Origin of the sequence: Lelliottia sp. 489, assembly GCF_050435885.1 — a bacterium.
GTDB lineage: Bacteria > Pseudomonadota > Gammaproteobacteria > Enterobacterales > Enterobacteriaceae > Enterobacter > Enterobacter nimipressuralis.
The window spans coordinates 522,604-538,694 of sequence record NZ_JBNDLC010000001.1; the positions used below are offsets into that span (position 1 = coordinate 522,604).

Annotated in this window: 17 protein-coding genes; 11 read left to right on the top strand and 6 right to left on the bottom strand. The window is 55.5% G+C overall.

Annotated features, from left to right (window positions below):
• The first annotated feature begins 4 nt into the window (after positions 1-4).
• Entirely contained in the window at positions 5-646 is a 642-nt protein-coding gene (gene zinT, locus ABIE11_RS02640) for a metal-binding protein ZinT (protein WP_181827859.1), read from the top strand.
• A gap of 58 nt (positions 647-704) precedes the next feature.
• Here the strand turns inward: zinT and ydeE are convergent, their stop codons facing one another.
• Entirely contained in the window at positions 705-1,898 is a 1,194-nt protein-coding gene (ydeE, locus tag ABIE11_RS02645; protein WP_123427951.1) for an efflux MFS transporter YdeE, read from the bottom strand.
• Between the two features lie 189 nt (positions 1,899-2,087).
• Here ydeE and eamA point away from each other — a divergent pair, with 189 nt between their 5' ends.
• A complete protein-coding gene (eamA, locus tag ABIE11_RS02650; RefSeq protein ID WP_107703585.1) occupies positions 2,088-2,987 on the top strand; it encodes an O-acetylserine/cysteine exporter in 900 nt (299 codons plus the stop codon).
• A gap of 32 nt (positions 2,988-3,019) precedes the next feature.
• On the opposite strand, the gene marB is transcribed toward eamA, so the two are convergent.
• From marB to marR, 3 genes are read right to left on the bottom strand one after another with little or no spacing between them, the layout of a single operon-like run.
• Positions 3,020-3,238: a multiple antibiotic resistance protein MarB gene (marB, locus tag ABIE11_RS02655; protein ID WP_100780185.1), complete on the bottom strand. Its 219-nt coding sequence runs from the start codon at positions 3,236-3,238 to the stop codon at positions 3,020-3,022.
• 31 nt (positions 3,239-3,269) lie between these two features.
• Positions 3,270-3,653: an MDR efflux pump AcrAB transcriptional activator MarA gene (gene marA / locus ABIE11_RS02660; RefSeq protein WP_142503360.1), complete on the bottom strand. Its 384-nt coding sequence runs from the start codon at positions 3,651-3,653 to the stop codon at positions 3,270-3,272.
• Positions 3,654-3,670: 17 nt separating this feature from the next.
• The gene (gene marR / locus ABIE11_RS02665) at positions 3,671-4,105 is read right to left on the bottom strand and encodes a multiple antibiotic resistance transcriptional regulator MarR (protein ID WP_100780183.1); all 435 of its coding nucleotides are present in this window, start codon (positions 4,103-4,105) and stop codon (positions 3,671-3,673) included.
• A gap of 257 nt (positions 4,106-4,362) precedes the next feature.
• On the opposite strand from marR, the gene ABIE11_RS02670 reads away from it, so the two are divergent.
• Complete coding sequence (locus tag ABIE11_RS02670) at positions 4,363-5,028, top strand: MarC family NAAT transporter (protein ID WP_100780182.1); 666 nt, start codon at positions 4,363-4,365, stop codon at positions 5,026-5,028.
• A 58-nt stretch (positions 5,029-5,086) separates the two neighbouring features.
• Here the strand turns inward: ABIE11_RS02670 and ABIE11_RS02675 are convergent, their stop codons facing one another.
• Positions 5,087-6,283: a sugar transporter gene (locus ABIE11_RS02675; RefSeq protein ID WP_429183904.1), complete on the bottom strand. Its 1,197-nt coding sequence runs from the start codon at positions 6,281-6,283 to the stop codon at positions 5,087-5,089.
• A gap of 173 nt (positions 6,284-6,456) precedes the next feature.
• Between ABIE11_RS02675 and ABIE11_RS02680 the strand changes: the two genes are divergently transcribed.
• Positions 6,457-7,251, top strand: coding sequence for a PhzF family phenazine biosynthesis protein (locus ABIE11_RS02680; RefSeq protein ID WP_409255065.1), 795 nt, complete (start codon positions 6,457-6,459; stop codon positions 7,249-7,251).
• Between the two features lie 224 nt (positions 7,252-7,475).
• Positions 7,476-7,958: a GNAT family N-acetyltransferase gene (locus ABIE11_RS02685; RefSeq protein WP_429183907.1), complete on the top strand. Its 483-nt coding sequence runs from the start codon at positions 7,476-7,478 to the stop codon at positions 7,956-7,958.
• Here ABIE11_RS02685 and ptrR read toward each other — a convergent pair.
• Positions 7,912-8,790: a putrescine utilization regulator PtrR gene (ptrR, locus tag ABIE11_RS02690; protein WP_102103712.1), complete on the bottom strand. Its 879-nt coding sequence runs from the start codon at positions 8,788-8,790 to the stop codon at positions 7,912-7,914. The two genes, ABIE11_RS02685 and ptrR, sit on opposite strands and share 47 nt — an antisense overlap.
• A gap of 99 nt (positions 8,791-8,889) precedes the next feature.
• Here ptrR and sad point away from each other — a divergent pair, with 99 nt between their 5' ends.
• The 6 genes from sad to ABIE11_RS02720 all read left to right on the top strand — a co-directional run bounded on the left by sad (position 8,890) and on the right by ABIE11_RS02720 (position 16,060).
• Positions 8,890-10,278 (top strand): succinate-semialdehyde dehydrogenase, encoded by a 1,389-nt coding sequence (gene sad, locus ABIE11_RS02695; RefSeq protein WP_429183909.1) that lies wholly within the window; start codon positions 8,890-8,892, stop codon positions 10,276-10,278.
• 122 nt (positions 10,279-10,400) lie between these two features.
• A complete protein-coding gene (locus ABIE11_RS02700) occupies positions 10,401-11,978 on the top strand; it encodes a methyl-accepting chemotaxis protein (protein WP_429183911.1) in 1,578 nt (525 codons plus the stop codon).
• A 63-nt stretch (positions 11,979-12,041) separates the two neighbouring features.
• A complete protein-coding gene (gene glsB, locus ABIE11_RS02705; protein WP_107703578.1) occupies positions 12,042-12,968 on the top strand; it encodes a glutaminase B in 927 nt (308 codons plus the stop codon).
• A complete protein-coding gene (locus tag ABIE11_RS02710; protein ID WP_123427936.1) occupies positions 12,968-13,330 on the top strand; it encodes a DUF4186 domain-containing protein in 363 nt (120 codons plus the stop codon). The genes glsB and ABIE11_RS02710 overlap by 1 nt, the downstream gene beginning before the upstream one ends.
• A 108-nt stretch (positions 13,331-13,438) precedes the next feature.
• Positions 13,439-14,887, top strand: a complete 1,449-nt coding sequence (locus ABIE11_RS02715) for a diguanylate cyclase (RefSeq protein ID WP_429183914.1) — start codon at positions 13,439-13,441, stop codon at positions 14,885-14,887.
• Positions 14,888-15,067: 180 nt separating this feature from the next.
• A complete protein-coding gene (locus ABIE11_RS02720) occupies positions 15,068-16,060 on the top strand; it encodes a diguanylate cyclase (protein WP_429184262.1) in 993 nt (330 codons plus the stop codon).
• Positions 16,061-16,091: the final 31 nt, after the last annotated feature.

The window sequence follows — 16,091 nt, forward strand, 5'->3', positions numbered from 1 at the left end:
CGTTTTGGCAGCACATATTGGAAAATTTGCAATGACTCTGGGGGCGCTGCTGGTCAGCGGCCATCTGTTTGCCCACTCGCACGGTCACCAGATGACCGAAGCGGAACAACAAGCGGCGAACGGGGTATTCGAGAATAAAGACGTTAAAGACCGCAAGCTCTCCGACTGGGACGGTACCTGGCAGTCCGTTTATCCTTTCCTGTTGGACGGTTCACTGGATCCGGTTTTTAAAAAGAAAGCGGAAAAAGAGGGAAGCAAATCCTTTGACGAGGTGAAAGCCTACTACCGCAAGGGATACGCCACGGACGTAGACACCATCGGCATTGAAAATAACGTGATGGAGTTCCACACCGGCAAAACGGTGGCGAGTTGTCATTATGACTACAGCGGGTTCAAGATCCTGACCTACGCGTCAGGCAAGAAGGGCGTGCGTTACCTGTTTGAGTGTAAAGACGCCAGCTCTAAAGCACCAAAATTTGTGCAGTTCAGCGACCACACTATCGGCCCGCGTGCCTCGGCGCATTTCCATCTCTTTATGGGTAATACCTCCCATGAGGCGCTGCTGAAAGAGATGGATAACTGGCCGACCTATTATCCGAACGAGATGTTTAAAAAGCAGGTGGTGGAGGAGATGTTGCACCACTAAGGTTCCCGCAAGTTATGTTGTTAAACGCCGGGCACGCAAAACGCTGCCCGGCAACACGCTACGCCGTTTCCACTCGCTCAGCCCAGGGCTTCACGCTCATCCCGCGCAGGATCATCAGCCAGGCCACCACAATCGCGACCATCATAATCACAAACAGCGACCAGTGCGGCAGGTGGGTCAGAATAAGCCCGGTAATCATCGGGTTCGCCGCCGCGCCCAGCCAGCCCAGCGCCTGCGCCGAGAAATAGCTCGCTTTCATCCCCGGCGGCGCGATGTTATCGATCAGCAGATATTCACCCGGTGCATAGATAATCTCGCCGATGGTAAACACCGCCGAGGCAATTCCCCAGTAGATCAAATTGGTGCCCGAGAGCATAAACCCGCCCAGCCCGAGCAGGAAGAAGAGTGTCCCGAGCGCCATCAGCGGACGAATATTGCTGGCCTTCAGCCTGCGACCGATAAAATATTGCAGAGAGACCACCATCGCGGCGTTGGCAGGCAGCACCACGGCGACCACTTTTTCTGCGAATTCACTGGTGTAATCCGCCGCCAGCACATACTGGGAGATACAGCTGGCGAATGAGCCACCGACGTAAGAGGCCAGCAGACCAGAGAGCGTATACCAGAACAGCGCCCGGTCGCGAAGCAGCACCGAGGGTTGCCACGGAACGGTGACGTTGTCACTGTCTGCCGCAATGCTCTTTTGCACATACACTTGAATAAACACCAGCGGCAGTGCGGCGCAGAAGGCCGCCAGCCAGAACGGCAGTTGCAGGCTGTACATCACCAGCAGCGTGCCAATCGGCGGCCCGACCGTCCAGCCGATATTCAGAAAACTGTAGTTGAGAGAGAAGACGCGCGCTTTCTCTCCCGGCGTCAGTACATCTGCAAACCAGGCTTTGAGTACGGTTGAGAACACAGAGTACGCGCAGTTAATCACCGCGAAGAACAGCACCACCAGGGTGACATTATTCACCAGCGGAATGGCCACGAAACCGGCGATAAACGCCAGAATCGACAGCAGCATATAGCGCTTTTTATCGAACTTATCCGCCAGGATGCCAAACCCCATGCTGAACACCACGCCAATGGTCAGGGCGATGGTCAGGGCATAGCCGATATTCGCGACGCTCATCTGGTAAACGCGTGTGAGGTAGATGGTCATAAAGGGCAGCGTGGCCCCCCGACCGATGGTTAACAGTAATGACGATGCCAACAACGCTGCGGTTGAGCGCCTGAGTGATGATTTCATTTTCCTGCCCGACATATGCTTATGCTTTTTTTATGTCTCAATGATTATCACGCTATAAGGGGAGTTGTATACCACCCAATTTTTCCGTAAGTGCTTTGTCTGACTGCCAGAATTAATGATCTTTTCCTCACTCGCTTTTTTCGTTACCTTGAATCTGTTTACAAAAATTTAATAAATCAGGGGCAGGGTATGACGCGCAAAGACGGACTGCTGGCGTTGCTGGTGGTCGTGGTATGGGGACTGAATTTTGTGGTGATTAAAGTGGGGCTGCACAATATGCCTCCGCTGATGCTCGCCGGTTTGCGCTTTTTACTGGTGGCCTTCCCGGCGCTGTTTTTTGTCGCCCGTCCAAAGATCCCGTTTCGTCTGCTGCTCGGCTACGGCCTGACCATCAGCTTTGGTCAGTTTGCTTTTCTCTTCTGCGCCATCAAGTTTGGGATGCCAGCCGGGCTGGCGTCGCTGGTGTTACAGGCGCAGGCTTTCTTCACCATCATTCTTGGCGCGTTTGTCTTTGGTGAGCGTTTACAGGGCAAACAGCTGGCGGGGATTACGCTTGCGGTATTTGGCGTGCTGGTGCTCGCCGAAGCGAGTCTGAACGGTCAGCACGTGGCGATGCTGGGCTTTATGCTCACACTGGCCGCAGGGCTGAGCTGGGCGTGCGGGAATATCTTCAACAAGCTGATCATGCAGCACGAGGCGCGCCCGGCGGTGATGTCGCTGGTTGTCTGGAGCGCGCTTATCCCGGTCATCCCGTTTATGGTGGCATCGCTGATGTTTGACGGCCCGGCGCTGATGCTGAAAAGCCTGATTGAGATCGATCTCACCACCATTTTGTCGCTGGTGTATCTGGCTTTCGTCGCGACGATTGTCGGGTATGGCATCTGGGGTACGCTGCTCGGGCGTTATGAAACCTGGCGCGTGGCGCCGTTGTCACTGCTGGTGCCGGTGGTGGGGCTGGCGAGTGCGGCAGTTCTGCTGGGCGAAAAACTGACGATGCTGCAACTGATCGGCGCGGTGCTGATCATGGCCGGGCTGTACATCAATGTCTTTGGATTGCGGCTGCGTCGGGCGACGCGCATCAGGGGATGAAAAAAGCCCCGCAAACGCGGGGCAAAAACGAATCAGAGGTCGTGCTGATTGTAATACGGCACGCCTAATTCGTCGGATTTGTCGCTACCCGCACCCATATGATTGAAATCAAAAGGTGATTGATCGTGTGCGGTAGGCAGAACCATCGTAGTGCGGCTGTTCTGCTGATTAGCGTGAGTGGTTTGCTCCGCAAAAGTCTGGCCGGAGACCAGCACCAGTAAGGTGAGGGCGGCGGAGGCGATACGTTTCATGATTTCCTCGGTTACGTCTTATTACAGGCGATTAGCAATTACAATGTGTTAGCGGATGCAGATAGCGGGATTCGCCGGGCATACTGGTGATTCGGTACTTGTGCGGCGGCACGTCGAAATAGTTCTTGAACGTGCGGGTCAGGGTTTGTTGCGATTCAAACCCATAACGCTCAGCCAGATACAGAATCGGCTCGTTGCTCTCTTTCAGCTTCTGCGCAATTTCCGTCAGCTTACGGCTGCGGATGTATTGCCCTAAAGAATGACCGGTCTCTTTTTTGAACATCCGTTGCAGGTGCCATTTTGAGTAACCTGAACGCTCAGACACCTTCTCAAGTGAGAGCGGCGATTCCAGGTTATCTTCGATCCAGTCCAAAATGCTATGAATAGTGATGGCGTCATTATTGCGTCTGGACATCGTCATACCTCTTCTGTTTACGGCAGGATTTTCTTCAGCAAATGCTCAAGAGTGACCACTTCATCCGCCGTTAAGTTTTTTGTTAGTTCCTGGTGCAGTGTTTGTCCTACTAACTCATGACAGCGCTCGCACATGGCCGCACCATCGCTGGTGAGCTGCACCAGTACGCCGCGCTTGTCATTGGGGTTAGGTCGCCTTTCAATCCATCCTTTGCAGACAAGACGATCGAGCATGCGCGTGAGCGCGCCAAGGTCGACAGAGAGCACCTTTTTCAGCTCAACCGGGGTGATGCACACTTCGCAGCGAATGGAGCACAGCACTTTGAACTGGGTCGCAGTGATGTCCATCGGAGACAGATAGTCGTTGAGCAGGCGATCTTTTTTCTGGTTCACCATATGAATAAGACGGCCCAGTGGAATAATTTCGTTAAAGAGATCACTGGTGCTTTTCACAATGGTTGCCCTGGCAAGTAGTTTAATCACGGCAGATATTATTGCTCAGGCAAGTATAAGTCAACCGAATGTATCCGCCGATGCCACGATTTGCTAAAACGTTTCATGAACTTTTTTTGAGTCCTTTTAAATCATAAACATAACGCAGGGTTATCGTAATTCAGCGGAAAACACTGCTTACGTTGTCTGCGTGGCTGTGTCAGGCCATTTCACCGTATACTGTCAGTGTTGATTATGGATAAGGACGACGACGCACTATGGTGGAATTAATTCAGGCAATAGGACTTGGGCTGGTGGTGCTGCTGCCGCTGGCGAACCCGTTAACAACCGTGGCGTTGTTTTTAGGGCTGGCGGGCAACATGAACAGCGCCGAACGTAACCACCAGTCGTTGATGGCGTCGGTGTATGTTTTCATCATTATGATGGTGGCCTATTACGCCGGACAGGTGGTGATGAATACCTTCGGGATTTCGATTCCCGGGTTACGAATTGCAGGGGGCTTAATCGTCGCCTTTATCGGTTTCCGCATGCTGTTCCCGGCGCATAAAGCCCATGAATCGCCGGAAGCGAAAAGCAAATCGGAAGAGATGGAGTCTGAGCCTTCCGCTAATATCGCATTTGTACCGCTCGCCATGCCAAGCACGGCAGGGCCAGGGACGATAGCGATGATCATCAGCTCCGCGTCAACGGTACGTGATGGCACAACCTTCTCCGCGTGGGTCGTCATGGTGGCGCCACCGCTGATCTTTGCCATTATCGGCGTCATTTTGTGGGGATGTTTGCGCAGTTCCGGCGCGATCATGCGTTGGGTGGGCAAAGGCGGTATCGAGGCGATTTCCCGTCTGATGGGCTTCCTGCTGGTCTGTATGGGTGTGCAGTTTATTATTAACGGCGTACTGGAAATTATTAAGACCTATCACTAACACAGCCGGGCCTACACAATCTGTAGGCCCGGGCAATTGCTACTTTCTTTGGCAGACATCACCCATGATGTGTCTGCTCTTCTAGCGCCACCGGCCACTTGCGGAAGATCAGAATCGACCAAATTAACGCCGCCAGCGCCGGAATCGCCCCCAGATAACCAATCGCTGACATAGAAAAATGCAGGCTGATCTGATTTCCCACCAGCGCACCCGCACCGATGCCTAAATTGAAGATCCCGGAGAAAAGTGACATCGCCACATCGGTGGCATCTGGTGCCAGCGCCAGGACTTTCACCTGCATACCGAGGCCGATAATCATCATCGCCACGCCCCAGCAAATACTCAGTATCGCCAAATTTGTTTCGCTGCCTGCCGCCGGCATTAGCAACACCAGACACAGCATCAGGGCACCGATAGCGCCGCTCACCAGCAGCGACGCGTGCTGATTGCCCAGTTTGCCAAACAGGATACTGCCGATAATGCCAGCCCCGCCGAGGAGGAGCAGCAGCACCGTTGCAAAATTAGCGCTAAAGCCCGCGACAACCTTCACAAAAGGTTCAATATAGCTGTAGGCCGTGTAGTGGGCGGTAACGACAATGACCGTCAGCAGATAAATACTCATCAGCGCCGGGCGGCGGAACAGCACCGGCAGGCTTTTAAGCGAGCCGGAGTGTTCACTCGGTAATTTCGGCAGGAGCTTGATCAGGCACAGCAGGGTAATCAATGCGCCCATACCGATAGCAAAGAAGGTGGTTCTCCAGCCGAAATACTGCCCGACGATGCGCCCGATAGGCAGGCCGAGCACCATCGCCAGCGCGGTGCCGGTCGCCAGCAGGCTCAGCGCCTGTGCGCGTTTACCTGCAGGTGCCAGACGAATGGCCAGCGAGGCGGTAATCGACCAGAAAATGGCGTGAGCGAACGCAATACCGATGCGGCTTATCACCAGCACGGTAAAGTTCCAGGCGAGGAACGACAGCACATGGCTGGCGATAAATAGCACAAACAGGCCAATCAACAGCTTGCGTCGCTCCATCTGGCTGGTCAGCAGCATAAACGGCAGAGACATCAGCGCCACCACCCACGCGTAGATGGTCAGCATGATCCCGACCTGCGCAGTTTCCATCTGGAAACTTTGAGCGATATCGGAAAGCAGACCCACGGGAACAAATTCCGTGGTATTGAATATAAACGCGGCAATGGCAAGCGTGACCACACGTAGCCACGCGACCTTGCGTGAAACTGTGTTCGAAGGCATAAGATTTGGGGTTCGTTGCTGAAAAGATGAGAGGGCGATCTTAAAGCCTTAACTGGCTAAAAGACAATCATTATGTGATGCAGATCTCAATATTTTGCTTATACGTCCTGTAGCGAAGGGCGTTGTTTTCCTTGAATATAAAGAACAGCACAATAAAAACAGGCGGTAAGACGATGCAAGAAATTGATTTTTATCTGGTGGATGCCTTCAGCGATAAAGCCTTTGGTGGCAACGCCGCCGCAGTGTGTCCGCTGGAGGAGTGGCTTCCGGACGAGACGTTGCTCAGCATGGCGAAGCAACATAATCAGTCGGAGACGGCGTTCTTCGTGCGTACGGACGAGGGTTTTGAGCTGCGCTGGTTTACGACACTTGATGAGATTGACCTCTGTGGGCATGCCACGCTGGCGGCGTCTCATGTGATCTTCGAATATCTCGACTATCCGCATACGGAAATTACCTTCACTACCCGTTTTGTCGGCAAACTGACCGTGAAGCGCAACGGCGACTGGCTGACGCTCAACTTCCCGGCATGGGCGAGTGAGGCCGTCGATAATCCTCCGGCGCTGCTGTTTTACTCCCTTGGGATCACCAGCGCGAAAGAGGTTCGCGTGGCGCGAGACTATATGGTAGTGCTGGAAAACCAGCAGCAGGTTGAGTCCATCAGCCCGGATATCTCATCCATGATCCCGCTCGACAAAATGGTCTGTATTACGGCGCCTGGCGACGAAGCGGATTTCGTCAGCCGCTTCTTCTGCCCAGGCGAAGGCGTGCCAGAAGATCCGGTGACAGGCTCCACCCACAGTATGCTGATTCCCTACTGGAGCGAAAAGCTCGGCAAAACGCAGATGCAGGCGCGCCAGGTGTCGGCCAGAGGCGGGGATCTGCGCTGTGAGCTACAGGGCGACCGGGTGCTGATTGGCGGGCAAGCCACGCTGTATCTCAAAGGAAAAATCTTCCTGCGCCAGTAGTCTCCGCTTTTACGTCTACATGCCCGCAGCCTGCGGGCATGCTGCCAGTAGGGGGAGATGTTATCGCGGTTTAAACACAATGACTGTATATAATTACAGTGCCCCGCATTTTTGGCACCTTTTATCAGGTAATCCTCAAACGAGGTACAGAGATAAGTTAAAAGTATGAACACCTGAACCGAGGTGGCAGCTATGTTGATAACAAACAACAAAAGGAGCCTGCCATGTATTCCATTACCTCTGAATCTGCCACTCATCCGGATATTCTGGCGCTGATCGCCGCCCTGGACAGCTATCAAACTGAGCTTTACCCGGCGGAAAGCAACCATCTGGTCGATCTCACCCAGCTGGCGGCGGGGTCGCTTTTAATGATGGTGATCCGTGATAACCAGCTGAATGCCGTGGGCTGCGGGGCGATCGTGCTCAACGGCGACGGCAGCGGGGAGATGAAACGGGTGTATATCGATCCCACCCATCGCGGACAAAGGCTTGGGGAAAAACTGTTGGCGGCGCTGGAGGACGAAGCCCTGAGCCGCCACTGCCACACGTTGCGCCTCGAAACCGGTATCAAGCAGCACGCGGCTATCCAGCTGTATGAGCGCTGCGGTTATCAGGCGCGCCCGGCGTTTCCGCCCTACGACGAAGATCCGCTTAGCCTGTTTATGGAGAAGGTGCTGGTGGCTGACGTTCGTTTAGCAGTGCTATAAACGCTTCCAGCTGACGCGTCATTGCGCCGCGTCGCCATACCAGCCAGGTCGTGAGCCAGCGCCAGTTTTCTGCCAGCGGCCACGCCTCCACCTGAAGATGCCCCGGCATGCTCTCCAGCATCGAGCGGGGCATCAGCGCAATACCTGCGCCCGCAATCACACAGGCCAGCATACCGTGGTACGACTCCATCTCATGGATCCGCCCCGGCGTGGCGCGATCTGCGTGAAACCAGCTCTCCAGATGCCGTCTGTAGGAGCAGTTGGCGCGAAACGCGTACACGTCCCGACCGCTCACCTGCGTGGCGCGCGACACCTTTTCATGCCCGGCGGCGGCAACCAGCATCATCTCTTCCTGATAGACCGGCATCCCGTCCAGCTCCGGATGCGAGAGCGGCCCGTCGACAAATGCCGCGCTCAACGTGCCCTCCAGCACGCCATCGATCATCGTGCCGGAAGGTCCGGTGGACAGGGCGAACTGAATGCGCGGATAGCGCTGGTTAAACTGCGCCAGGGATTCAGGAATGCGCACCGCGGCGGTGCTCTCCAGCGCCCCCAGAGCGAACAGCCCCTGCGGTTCATCCCCGGCGACCACCATCCGCGCCTCGTCGACCAGAGCGAGGATCTGCTTGCTGTAGCGCAGAAAGTTATGCCCGGCGGGAGAGAGGCGCAAACGCTGGTTTTCACGGATAAACAGCTCAACGCCAAGATCCGCCTCCAGTTGACGGATTCGGGTGGTAAGGTTGGACGGCACACGATGCACCTTTTGCGCCGCCTGGGTGATGCTCCCGGTCTGGGCGACGGCATTAAACATTTCGAGCTGAGTTAAATCCATAGCATTCTCTTTTCGTGAATAAGTGAGTCAGTATTATTCATTTTTAAGAAATAGCAGAGTGAGCCACAATCAATCAACCCTTATTACGTGGAGAAGACTATGACTCATTCACCGGCTACCCATGCGCTGTCAATTAATCCGGCTAACGGCGAAACCCTCGCGGCCTATCCGTGGGCCACCGCCGCCGAGGTAGAGCAGGCGATCGCGCGGGCGGATCGCGGTTTCCGTCAGTGGCGCAATGAAAGCGTTACTCACCGGGCGCAGAAACTGCGCGATCTTGCTAGCGCACTGCGGGCGCGCGCAGAAGAGATGGCGCAAATGATGTCCCGTGAGATGGGTAAACCTATTTTGCAGGCACGCGCCGAAGTGACGAAATCTGCCGGTCTGTGCGACTGGTACGCCGAGCACGGCCCGGCGATGCTGGCTGCGGAACCGACGCAGGTTGAAAATCAAAAAGCGGTGATCGAGTATCGCCCGCTGGGACCGGTGCTGGCAGTGATGCCGTGGAACTTCCCGCTGTGGCAGGTGCTGCGCGGGGCGGTACCGATTCTGCTCGCCGGTAACAGCTATCTGCTGAAACACGCGCCGAACGTTCTGGGGTCGGCGACGCTTATCGGCGATATGTTCGCGGATGCCGGTTTTGCGCCAGGGGTGTTTGGCTGGGTCAACGCCACGAACGACGGCGTCAGCCAGGCGATTAACGATTGTCGCATCGCTTCGATTACCGTCACCGGGAGCGTACGTGCCGGGGCGGCAATTGGCGCACAGGCGGCTGCGGTCCTCAAAAAATGCGTGCTGGAGCTGGGTGGGTCCGATCCCTTTATTGTGCTGAACGATGCTGATCTGGATCTGGCCGTGAAAGCGGCCGTCGCCGGGCGCTATCAGAATACCGGACAGGTGTGTGCGGCTGCCAAACGCTTTATCGTCGAAGAGGGGATCGCAGAGCAGTTTACCGAACGCTTTGTCGCGGCTGCTGCGGCCCTGAAGATGGGCGCGCCCGATAACGAAGAGAACTATCTGGGGCCGATGGCGCGGTTCGATCTGCGTGATGAACTGCACCAGCAGGTGCAGGCGACGCTTAACGAGGGCGCAACGCTTTTACTTGGCGGAGAGAAAGTGGCCGGTGCGGGGAATTATTATCCGGCGACCGTATTAGGCAACGTCACCCCAGAGATGACCGCGTTTCGTCAGGAGCTGTTCGGGCCGGTCGCCGCGATCACCGTGGCGAAAGACGCGGAACATGCCCTGATGCTTGCAAACGACAGTGATTTTGGTCTGTCGGCGACGGTGTTTACCGCCGATGCGCAACGTGCCGAGGCGTTTGCTCGCCAGCTGGAGTGCGGCGGGGTGTTCATCAATGGCTTCAGCGCCAGCGATGCGCGCGTGGCCTTTGGCGGCGTGAAGAAGAGCGGCTTTGGCCGTGAGTTATCTCACTTCGGTTTGCATGAGTTCTGCAATATCCAGACCGTATGGAAAGACCGCGTGTAGGTCTTGTTAAACTTGCTTAAAAGGCCTTCACCGCGAAGGCCTTTGTCATTTTTCTGTCATGGTTCTGTCATTTGCGTTTCGTAGACTCCCACGCGTCTAACGTACTGTTACAGAAGAATATTATGAACCTAACGCAAATTTTCAGCCGTATTGCGAAGCGTCAGTTTGGTCTGCTGGCGGGCATCTTTTGTATTATCGGGCTTTTCTCCGCCCTGCAGCTCTCCTCCTCAATTCTCCTGACCGCCTCGCTTCGTGATGCCCAGCGCAATGAACAACAAAATCAGCTGGCGCAACAGCAGCAAAGCAAACTGGATCTGGCGCATGTCTCCCTGCTGGCGGCAAGCGATCTGCTCAATCGCTCGGGCGTCTATTTTATGCAGGATAAAGAGACCGGCTCTGAAGGGAGCTGGAACAGCCTGATGGATGAAGCGCAAAAGGCGCTTAATGCTTCCCAGGAGGCCTGGAAGGGCTGGCTGGCGCTGAATCCGCTCAAAGATGAGGCGCTGATTAATAGCTATCAGTTATTCTACGGCGCCATCAATGAGCAGGCGGAAGGGCTGGTAAAGACCCATTCCATTGACGCTTTTTTTGCCGTTCCCGCCCAGGCGTTTCAGACCGACTTTAATGATAACTACGCGCGCTATCAGCAGTTGAGCGAACAACGGGCAGGAGAAGGGCGCCAGTCGCTAATGCATCGCCTCGCTGATTTGCAGTCGCTGTTCCTGCTGGCGCCAGTGGTCCTGCTACTGATTGCGGTGGCGGTGTGGTTTGGCATGTCGCGCTGGGTGATTGCCCCGCTGCGCAGGCTTATCGCTCATATCAACCAGCTTGCCGCCGGAGATCTCTCGGGTGCCGCGCCGGCTGTAAACAGTTTTAACCGCGAAATCGGGCAGTTGAGCGCCAGTATTAGCACCATGCAGCGCGGATTACAGCAGCTGGTGACGCAGGTGAGTGAAGCCACAACCGCAATGGTAGAAAACATCGGCGAACTGGCGGAAGGCAACCAGAAGCTGTATCAGCAGTCTGTGCGGCAGGCCCAGGAGCTGAGCGACGTGACGGCGCACATCGCCACGCTGGAAAACCACGTTGAGGGCAATACGGGGTACGCGAAGCTCGCCAGCTCGCGTGCGGATGAAGCGCGTAAGACGGCGGCGGGGGGTGATATCATGATGTCGACCGTTAATGCCTCCATGCAGGCGATCGTAGAACGATCGTCAGAGATGCGCGGGATCGTCTCGATGATCGACAGCGTGGCGTTTCAGACCAACATTCTGGCGCTGAACGCCGCTATTGAAGCCGCCCATGCGGGTAATCAGGGGCGCGGTTTTGCGGTTGTCGCGCGTGAAGTAGGGCTGCTGGCGAGAAAAAGCAGTCATTCGACGCAAACCATTCAGGAGCTGATTAATCACTCGTTACAGGGAATTGAAGACGGATCGAAAGCGGTGGTGAAGCTTGAGAACAACCTGCAACAGGTAACCGGGCTGGTGGCAAATCTGAGCGGTCTGCTTGACGATATTTCTGCTGCCACGATGAGTCAGGGGGAGAGTATTCATCAGATGACCCGCCAGCTGCAGGCGCTGAATCAGGTGTCGCAACAGACGGATGTACTGGTGACCACCGCCTCCCAGGCGTCGCGTCGCTTACACGATGAGTCGTATTTACTGATGCAGGCGGTTTCGCGTTTTCGTCTTCCCGCCTGACGCGACACATTCGCCTCTGTTATACTCGCAGCCCGTTTTTGGCCTCCAGGCAAGGAGCAACATGTGGCTGCGGTCATCGATAATCAGATGCTGGAAGAGATTCTGGCGCAGGTTCGTCCATTAATCGGGCAGGGAAAGGTTGCCGATTACATTCCGGCGCTGGCGTGCGTCAGTGGCAATAAGCTGGGTATCGCCATTTGCACCGTGAAAGGTGAGCTTTATCAGGCCGGCGATGCCGCCGAGCGCTTTTCGATTCAGTCGATCTCCAAAGTGTTAAGCCTGGTTGCGGCGATGCGTCAGTATGACGAAGACGAGATCTGGCAGCGGGTAGGGAAAGATCCTTCCGGTCAGCCGTTTAACTCGTTGCTCCAGCTGGAAATCGAACAGGGTAAACCGCGCAATCCTTTTATCAACGCCGGTGCGCTGGTGGTCTGCGACATGCTGCAAAGCCGTCTTAGCGCGCCGCGTCAGCGGATGCTGGAGATTGTGCGCCAGCTGAGCGGCGTTTCGGATCTGAGTTACGACGCTAACGTTGCTCGCTCTGAGTTTGAACATTCGGCGCGAAACGCCGCCATCGCCTGGCTGATGAAGTCTTTCGGTAATTTCCATAACGATGTGGCTACAGTACTGCAAAACTATTTCCACTACTGCGCGCTGAAAATGAGCTGCGTGGAACTCGCGCGTACTTTCCTGTTTCTGGCCGACCAGGGCTTCTCCTCGCTGCATAATCAGGCAGTTGTCACGCCGATGCAGGCGCGTCAGGTCAATGCGCTGATGGCGACAAGCGGGATGTATCAGAACGCCGGGGAATTTGCCTGGCGCGTCGGGCTGCCCGCTAAATCAGGCGTCGGCGGCGGGGTGGTGGCGATTGTGCCGCACGAAATGGCGATTGCGGTCTGGAGCCCGGAGCTGGATGACGCCGGGAACTCGCTGGCAGGCGTGGCGGTGCTGGAGAAACTCACCCAGCGGCTGGGGCGGTCCGTCTACTGATGAACACCCTTGACGATCTGTTTGCCCGGCTGGCACGTTCAACCTTTCGTTCTCGCTTCAAACTGGGCACGAAAGAGCGGCAGTACTGCTGGGACAAAGGGGCGGAAACTATCGATCAACACGCCGCGGATTTTGTTGCCCGTCGTCTGGCGGCGGCCATGCCCGTCAACGACGGCAAGCAGACCCCAATGCGCGGGCATCCGGTCTTTATCGCCCAGCATGCTACGGCAACCTGCTGTCGCGGTTGTCTCGCTAAATGGCACCATATTCCCCAGGGCGAGGCGTTAAATGCCGATCAGCAGCGTTACATTGTGACGGTCATCCACCACTGGCTGGTGCTGCAAATGAACGCCCAACCTTGATGGGTTATGCATGCCGGCTATGTATGTTATAGATACGTGCTAATCTTTTATTATTCTGCTGATGACCGCGAAATAATTGCGCTAAGCAATTATATGGATTGATATTTGATGCCTTCTTCTTTGACATCCGTTAAGCCTTTTCTGCCCGATAATCCGCTTCGCAATGCGGTCAGTATTTTTATTCTGACCACGCTGTTCTATTTTATTGGCGCGGAACTGCGTCTGGTGGAAGCGCTCTCACTGTTCTGGCCGCTGAATGGCGTAATGGCCGGGGTGTTTGCCCGTTACGCATATCTCAATCGCCTGCACTATTACGCGGTGTCCTATGTCGCGATGCTGATGTACGACGCGGTGACCACCAACTGGGGGATGGCCTCGGTGGTGATCAACCTCTCCAATATGGTGTTTATCGTGACCGTGGCGCTGCTGGTGACGCGGGACAGACGTCGGGGCCGCACGGTTCCGGACCCGATCAATGCCTTACGCCTGTTTAACTTTTGCCTTATCGCCGCGCTGCTGTGCGCGCTGGTGGGGGCGATGGGTTCCGTTGGGATCGACAGTCAAACTTTCTGGCCGCTGTTTGCCGACTGGTTTAGCGAGCAGTTCTCGACCGGCGTGCTGATCCTGCCGTGTCTGTTGACCGTTAAAATCCCTGAGATCAAGAACCCGGTGCGGGTAGAACACTTTATGCCCGTGGTGGCACTGATCGTCTCTGTCCTGGCCTCGGTGGTGATCGGCGGGGCGGGCAGCCTGGCGTTTCCGCTGCCGGCGCTGATCTGGTGTGCGGTGCGTTATTCGCTTCCCGCGACCTGTCTGCTGACCTTTGTCACCGGCGGGGTGGAGATCATCCTGGTGGCGAACTCGATTATAAATATTGCCGTGGCGACGCCGCTTTCGACGCCGATGATGTTCTCTGCGCGTCTGGGCATCGCTACCATGGCAATTTGCCCGGTGATGGTCTCCGTGAGCGTGGCGGCGATTAACTCTCTGATTCATCAGGTGTCATTGCGCGCCGATTATGACTTCCTGACGCGCGTCTATTCGCGCTCAGGTTTGTATGAAGCGCTGAAACACGAGGAGTCCCATCGTCATCCCCGTTTTCTGACCGTGATGCTGCTCGATATCGACTACTTCAAAAGCATTAATGACAACTATGGTCATGAGTGTGGCGACCGGGTGCTGGCCTCTTTCGCCGGGCAGGTGCAGCAAGTGGTGGGCGAGGACGGGCTGGTGGCGCGCATGGGCGGGGAAGAGTTTGCGGTCGTGGCCAATACCGTTGATGCCCGTCAGGGCGTTGAGCTGGCAGAACGTATCAGAGAATCTGTTGCTTCGCATCCCTTCAACTGGGGTCAGCACACGCTGTTTTTGACGGTGAGTATTGGTCTTGGGAGTGCGAAAGCAGAATCCTGGCAGCTCACGGAGGTCTTTAATAAGCTGTTAGCCGAAGCCGACGAGTATCTCTATCGTTCGAAAAAAGCTGGGCGAAATCGTACCAGTGCGCGTCATCCAGACGATCTGCGCGTCGTCGAACCGCAAAAAAGTACGGAACAGATGTAAACGTATCCATCCCAGGCAGAATGCGGCCCTGATGTTATCACTTTGCTGATAAATTGCTTGCTACGTATTTTTAAGCTCAATAAGATACCGGTGATAACACATCGGAAAAATCGCGTAATGAACGGAACTGATAAACTGAGTAAAAACCATCGCTTACCAGGGAGTCGTTTTGTTAAACGTATGTATCTGATGCGTATACTGGGCACCTTTCTCTGTTTTATTCCTATTCTTTCTGTCCTGATTGAACATCAACGTTCAGTATGGCTAATGCTTTTGCTGGCGCTAAACGCGTTTGTCTGGCCGACCGTCGCCTGGCTGCGCGCCAGCCGCTCTTCTACGCCGCTGTCCGCAGAACATCAAAATCTGGTGATTGATGCAGGGGCAGGAGGGTTCTGGATCGCGATGATGGCCGTAAATCCGCTGCCCTCGGTGGTGATTGCCACCATCCTGCTGGCCGATCGTCTGTCCGCAGGTGGTTTTGTGCTAATGAAGCGCGCGGCGATAGCCATGCTGGCGGTGTTTCTCGCCGCCTGGCTGTTGCAGGGTATGGCGATTATTATCACCGTTTCGCAGCAGACCATGTTTGCCACCTTGCCCCTGATTGCGATCTACATCATTGCGCTTAGCGTGCTGACGGACAGTATTGCCATTCGTCTGCGGATCAAATCCCGCGAGCTGGAGCGGATCGCGATGATGGATCCGCTGCTGGATATCGCGAACCGGCGCCTGCTGGAAAAGCGCATCGAACACGAGCTGAATAAACTTCAGCAGGCCTGCCGGGAATCGGCGCTGATGTTCATTGATATCGATAATTTTAAAGAAGTGAACGATCGTTTCGGGCATAAAGTCGGGGATGCGTTGCTCGCCTCGGTCTCGGAGATTTTACACATTGCCACGCGTCAGACAGACACCCCGGCGCGGTTGGGCGGCGATGAGTTTGTGATCCTGCTTCCGGATACCAGCATCGATGAGGCGCACGTGGTGGCGTCGCGGATCATGGAGGCCGCCGCCATTATGCAAGATGTGGCGCATGAAACCGTCAATTGCACCCTCAGTATTGGCATCGCGGGGGCGACCCGCGAGATGTCAAACGTAACGGACTGGCTGCAGGCGGCAGACACTGCGCTTTACCAGGCTAAGCGCGGCGGTAAAAATCGAATTTTTGCGCACTGACAAGTCGTTTCTTTAGGCTAAGCTATTAAAA

Bases quoted from the DNA above. Each gene is read 5' to 3' on its own strand.
- ABIE11_RS02720 (WP_429184262.1), top strand. From the start codon at position 15,068: ATGTATCTGATGCGTATACTGGGCACCTTTCTCTGTTTTATTCCTATT.
- ydeE (WP_123427951.1), bottom strand. From the start codon at position 1,898: ATGAAATCATCACTCAGGCGCTCAACCGCAGCGTTGTTGGCATCGTCA.
- eamA (WP_107703585.1), top strand. From the start codon at position 2,088: ATGACGCGCAAAGACGGACTGCTGGCGTTGCTGGTGGTCGTGGTATGG.
- sad (WP_429183909.1), top strand. From the start codon at position 8,890: ATGACTCATTCACCGGCTACCCATGCGCTGTCAATTAATCCGGCTAAC.
- ABIE11_RS02670 (WP_100780182.1), top strand. From the start codon at position 4,363: ATGGTGGAATTAATTCAGGCAATAGGACTTGGGCTGGTGGTGCTGCTG.
- marA (WP_142503360.1), bottom strand. From the start codon at position 3,653: ATGTCCAGACGCAATAATGACGCCATCACTATTCATAGCATTTTGGAC.
- ABIE11_RS02680 (WP_409255065.1), top strand. From the start codon at position 6,457: ATGCAAGAAATTGATTTTTATCTGGTGGATGCCTTCAGCGATAAAGCC.
- ABIE11_RS02710 (WP_123427936.1), top strand. From the start codon at position 12,968: ATGAACACCCTTGACGATCTGTTTGCCCGGCTGGCACGTTCAACCTTT.
- ABIE11_RS02700 (WP_429183911.1), top strand. From the start codon at position 10,401: ATGAACCTAACGCAAATTTTCAGCCGTATTGCGAAGCGTCAGTTTGGT.
- marB (WP_100780185.1), bottom strand. From the start codon at position 3,238: ATGAAACGTATCGCCTCCGCCGCCCTCACCTTACTGGTGCTGGTCTCC.
- ABIE11_RS02715 (WP_429183914.1), top strand. From the start codon at position 13,439: ATGCCTTCTTCTTTGACATCCGTTAAGCCTTTTCTGCCCGATAATCCG.
- ptrR (WP_102103712.1), bottom strand. From the start codon at position 8,790: ATGGATTTAACTCAGCTCGAAATGTTTAATGCCGTCGCCCAGACCGGG.
- ABIE11_RS02675 (WP_429183904.1), bottom strand. From the start codon at position 6,283: ATGCCTTCGAACACAGTTTCACGCAAGGTCGCGTGGCTACGTGTGGTC.
- ABIE11_RS02685 (WP_429183907.1), top strand. From the start codon at position 7,476: ATGTATTCCATTACCTCTGAATCTGCCACTCATCCGGATATTCTGGCG.